The sequence below is a fragment of the Streptomyces sp. NPDC050610 genome (assembly GCF_040654875.1).
GTDB lineage: Bacteria > Actinomycetota > Actinomycetes > Streptomycetales > Streptomycetaceae > Streptomyces.
Genome location: NZ_JBFAIV010000085.1, coordinates 1 through 4,114 on the forward strand (window position 1 = coordinate 1; position 4,114 = coordinate 4,114).

Genomic DNA, 4,114 nt, shown 5'->3' on the forward strand with positions numbered 1-4,114 from the left:
ATTTCCCGCTGGATGGCGGGCGTCTTTCCTTGGACCACAGACGCGTGACTCCCGCGTCGTGCGCCGGAGTTGCGTAAATGATCTTACATGGTCCGGGACGCTCCGGTGACCGCGTCCGGGGGAGGGGAGGGGCCGGTGGTGATCGTCGCCAGGGTGAGGCCGCGTTACCGCCGCGCCGATGACTGCTCTTGCTCTCTTGCTCTCTGGCGCGCTGCCGTGTGCTCCGCGCGCAGAGTCGGTTCCCCGAGTGGTGCTGTCTTTCAACGGACCGATGGGTTCACTGGCGCGAGCTGTGAGACTTGGCGAATTCCACCAGCCCCGCGAAGCCTTCGGCGGTCAGTGTGAGGTGCGGGCCGGCCGGGCTCTTGCTGTCACGGACGAGGAACTCACCAGTGGCTGCCGCGTGCTCCGGTGCCCATTCGATGCACTCCGCGCCCTGGCCGTTGCTGTGGCTGCTCTTTACCCAGGTCAGGGACGGCGCGTTCGCGTCAGGAGTCAATGTCATCCTCATACTCTTCCAGGTACCTGTGGAGCAGAGCCACGCTCTCCCTGCTGTCGAGGGCCTTCGACCGGGCGATGTCGAAAAGTGTTGTCAGCTCCAGCACATCGGCCGGGGCATCCACTGACGTGCCGGACGCGAACGACTCGACGTAAGCGAAGGTCACGCCATCACGACGGGTGAGCAAGCTCAAGCTACCGCCCAATAGGGGGTGGACTCCATGTGAGAAGGGAAGCACTTGGACCCGCACGGCGCTGTTCTGCTCGATCGTGTCGAGTATGTGCCGGATCTGTTGCGCCATGATCGCCGGGCCGCCCACGGGGCGGCGCAGGGCTGCCTCGTCCATGATCGCCCAGTACAGCGGGGACGTTTGCGACTCCAGTACTGCGCGGCGGTGCACCCGTGCGTTCACCTGTAGCGCGACCTTCTCGGCGTCCTTGCCGGGCATTGACTCGACGAACAGGGCGGACGCGTACGGCTCCGTCTGGAGCAGGCCAGGTACGACGCTGCTGTTGAAAGTCTGGATGCGGGCGGCGCGCTTCTCCTCCTCCAGCACCTTCCGTCCGTACACAGGGACCTCGGCGGCTACAGCCACCGCAAGCAGTTCGGAGAACAGCCCGTCCGTCCCGTAGAAGTCGTCAAGGGCCTCCGCCAAGGCGGCGGATGGGAGTTGCTCACCCCTCTCGACGCGGCTCAGGTATGTGTGCGGGTAGCCCAATTTCTCGGCGAGCCCACGCAGTGAAAGACCTGTCTTCGCCCGTGCTCGTGCCGCTCGGCCGGCGAGCATTCCCGCTGGTGAAGCGGGCATCACGTCGGGTTCCGGCTCTAGCTCCACTCCGCTGCCTCCTCTCAAGAACTCGTATACTCAGCGTACTTGGTCACACACAGTCCGTGTGTGGCGGCCGCTCTTCCGGTAAGACTGAGGCGTCCAGGGTTGTACCCCGCAGGGGTGTGGGCCGGGCGGTTGGGGCGGTCGGAGTGGTCGGAGTGAAACCGCGGCGACGGAACCGGCGGCACTCCTCCTCGCAGGTTCTCGCCCCGGCCGCGCGTCACCTCGCCGCGGATCAAGAGAAGACCATCCAACGACCCGCCTGAAAAGTGGAGTTGGATACCCTCGCGCCCATCCGGGGCCGAGGGTCGGCAAGAGCAGGAAACGAGGATGTCATGAGCACTGCGCCCGCCCTTCCGTTCGGGGTCCGGCACCTGGTGTCACCGCCGGAGAACACCAGCGAGGACCCAGTGATCACCTACAGCGACGCGCTCCAGATGAACGTGTCCGCCGAGGGGAACCCGTGGCACGCGATCACGGCGGAGATGCCCGAGACGCAGACCGAGACCAGCAACGGCGACAGCAACTCTCCGGGCTCCGACAGCGGAACCGACCTGTACTGACATGGGTGCGATCCTCATCCTCACGGGCCGGGACGATCTCACGGCCGATGCTGTGGTCGAGGAGCTGGCGAAAAGAGGTGAGGAAGTCGTCAGGTTCGACACCGCCGACTTCCCCACTGCTTCCCGCCTGGCCGTCTCCCTCACCGGGGACGGCTGGGCGGGACTGCTCGCCGGCTCCCGCAGAGTCAGGCTCGAATCGGTCAAGTCGGTGTGGTGGCGACGCCCGAACGAGTTCCGTACCCCCGACGACTGGCCCGGTGTCGCCCGGGCACTGGCCCTGTCCGAAGCGCGGTCCGGGCTGCTGGGCGTGCTCGGTTCCCTGCCCGTCCGCTGGATCAACCATCCCGCAGCCGACGCAGCGGCGAACTACAAGCCGAGGCAACTCGCCGTTGCCGCACGCGTCGGACTCGACGTGCCCCGATCCGTGATCACGTCCGACCCCGACCACGCCCGCGAGTTCATTGGGGCCGATCAGGTCGTCTACAAGGGGCTCGGAGGCGGGGTGCTCGGCCCCGGAGGCAAGCGGCAGTTCCTGCCCGTGGCGCTCGTCTCTGCCGACGAGGTGGATGACGGGTTGGCCGGCACCGCCCACCTGCTCCAGGAGCGCGTGCCCAAGGCGTTCGAAGTGCGGTTGACCGTGATCGGGAGCCGGATGTTCCCCGTCGCCATCCACGCCGGGAGCGAGGCCGCGCGACTCGACTGGCGCTCCGACTACCGGTCCCTCGCCTATGGGCCCGTGGACATGCCTCCCGAGGTGGTGAAGGGCGTCCGTCGGCTCATGGACGAGCTCGGTCTGTACTTCGGTGCTCTCGACTTCGCGGTGACACCTGATGGCCGGTGGGTGTTCTTCGAGGTGAATCCAAACGGCCAGTGGCACTGGATCGCCGTCAAGGCCGGTATCCCGCTCGTGCAAGCGATGGCCGGCGCGCTGCAAGGAGAGCCTGTATGACCGCGATGCCCCCGTGGGCCGAAGCCGCGTCGGCGCTCGCCGACGAGGTGGCCGTCGACGCGCCTGACTGGCACGAGGCGGTGAGCAGTACGCCTCGGCATCTGCTGGCGCCCCGGTGGTGGCGGCGTGTCGCCAACAGCTTGCTGCGGGAATGGGAGTTGGTGGATCTTGCCGAGGGTTCGCCGGAGCGTCTGCGCGCCGCGTACTCGGACGAGACGCTGGTGACCCGTGTCGGTCCGCTGCACGCCGACCATGCGAAGGCGGACGAGCGGGGGACGGGTGACCCCACGTCGTCGTCGACTCTGCCGGGGCTCGTCGTGTCGATGGCGGAGCGGCTCGGGGTCGAGCCCGGTGACCGTGTGCTGGATGTGGGCACCGGCTCGGGCTACTCGGCCGCGCTGTTCGGGTACCGCTTCGGCGATGAGAACGTGACGAGCGTGGATGTCGATCCCTACCTGGTCGGCGCCGCCCGGGACCGGCTCGCCGGGTTCGGGCGCGAACCGGGCATGGAAGCGGTCGACGCTACGGGGGAACTGCCCGGCGCCGCCTATGACCGCATCATGGCGACCGTTTCGGTACGGCCCGTTCCCGCGTCGTGGCTCCGTGCGCTGCGGCCCGGCGGGCGGTTGGTGACGACTGTCGCCGGTACGGACCTCCTGATCGCGGCGGACATGGGGGAGGACGGCATCGCCAGGGGCGCGGTGCAGTCGGAACCCGCGACGTTCATGGAGGCCAGGCGGGAGGGGGAGGCGGACTACCCGCCCGAGTTCGATGAGGTGTTCGTGGCCGCCCGCGTGCGCGAGGGCGACGATGTGCGGTCCCCGTACGGGCCGATCCCGGACCTGTGGCAGGAGTGGCCGCTGCGCTACCTGTTCGAGTTGGACACGCCGGGCGTCGAGACTCGCGCGGCCGTCTACGATGACGGGCGCCGCGTCGTCTGGCTGCTCGCCGCCGACGGATCGTGGGCGCGGGCCGAGGGCGGTCCCCGCCCGCTCATCCATCAGGGCGGGCCCCGTCGACTCTGGGATGCCCTGGACGACGTGAGTCGTCAGTGGGAGGAGCGCGGCCGGTTCCCCCTTCGCGCCATGCGGGCCGAACTCGGCGCCGAGGGCAGCACGCTTTACGCCCCCGGAAAATCCTGGTCGTTCGCCCTCTGACGGAGCGGCCTCAGTTCGGGGGACGGCGAAGGCCCCGTACTCATTGAGTACGGGGCCTTCGTGTGGAGCGCCCGGCAGGCCTTGCACCTGCATTTCCCGCTGGATGGCGGGCGTCTT

5 protein-coding genes are annotated in these 4,114 nt (G+C 68.3%); 3 read left to right on the plus strand and 2 right to left on the minus strand.

From position 1 onward, the window contains the following. Window positions 1-277 precede the first annotated feature (277 nt). A complete protein-coding gene (locus AB0I22_RS39545) occupies window positions 278-505 on the minus strand; it encodes a DUF397 domain-containing protein (protein WP_363135876.1) in 228 nt (75 codons plus the stop codon). Continuing rightward, window positions 489-1,334: a helix-turn-helix transcriptional regulator gene (locus tag AB0I22_RS39550; protein WP_363135877.1), complete on the minus strand. Its 846-nt coding sequence runs from the start codon at window positions 1,332-1,334 to the stop codon at window positions 489-491. The genes AB0I22_RS39545 and AB0I22_RS39550 overlap by 17 nt, the downstream gene beginning before the upstream one ends. 329 nt (window positions 1,335-1,663) lie before the next feature. Between AB0I22_RS39550 and tgmA the strand changes: the two genes are divergently transcribed. Genes tgmA through AB0I22_RS39565 form a run of 3 tightly spaced genes read left to right on the plus strand, consistent with a single transcriptional unit; the run spans window position 1,664 to window position 3,997 of the window. Beyond that, entirely contained in the window at window positions 1,664-1,891 is a 228-nt protein-coding gene (gene tgmA / locus AB0I22_RS39555) for a putative ATP-grasp-modified RiPP (RefSeq protein ID WP_363135878.1), read from the plus strand. A 1-nt stretch (window position 1,892) separates the two neighbouring features. After that, on the plus strand, window positions 1,893-2,840 hold the full coding sequence (gene tgmB / locus AB0I22_RS39560) for an ATP-grasp ribosomal peptide maturase (RefSeq protein ID WP_363135879.1): 948 nt from the start codon (window positions 1,893-1,895) through the stop codon (window positions 2,838-2,840). Then, on the plus strand, window positions 2,837-3,997 hold the full coding sequence (locus tag AB0I22_RS39565; RefSeq protein WP_363135880.1) for a methyltransferase domain-containing protein: 1,161 nt from the start codon (window positions 2,837-2,839) through the stop codon (window positions 3,995-3,997). The genes tgmB and AB0I22_RS39565 overlap by 4 nt, the downstream gene beginning before the upstream one ends. Window positions 3,998-4,114 lie beyond the last annotated feature (117 nt).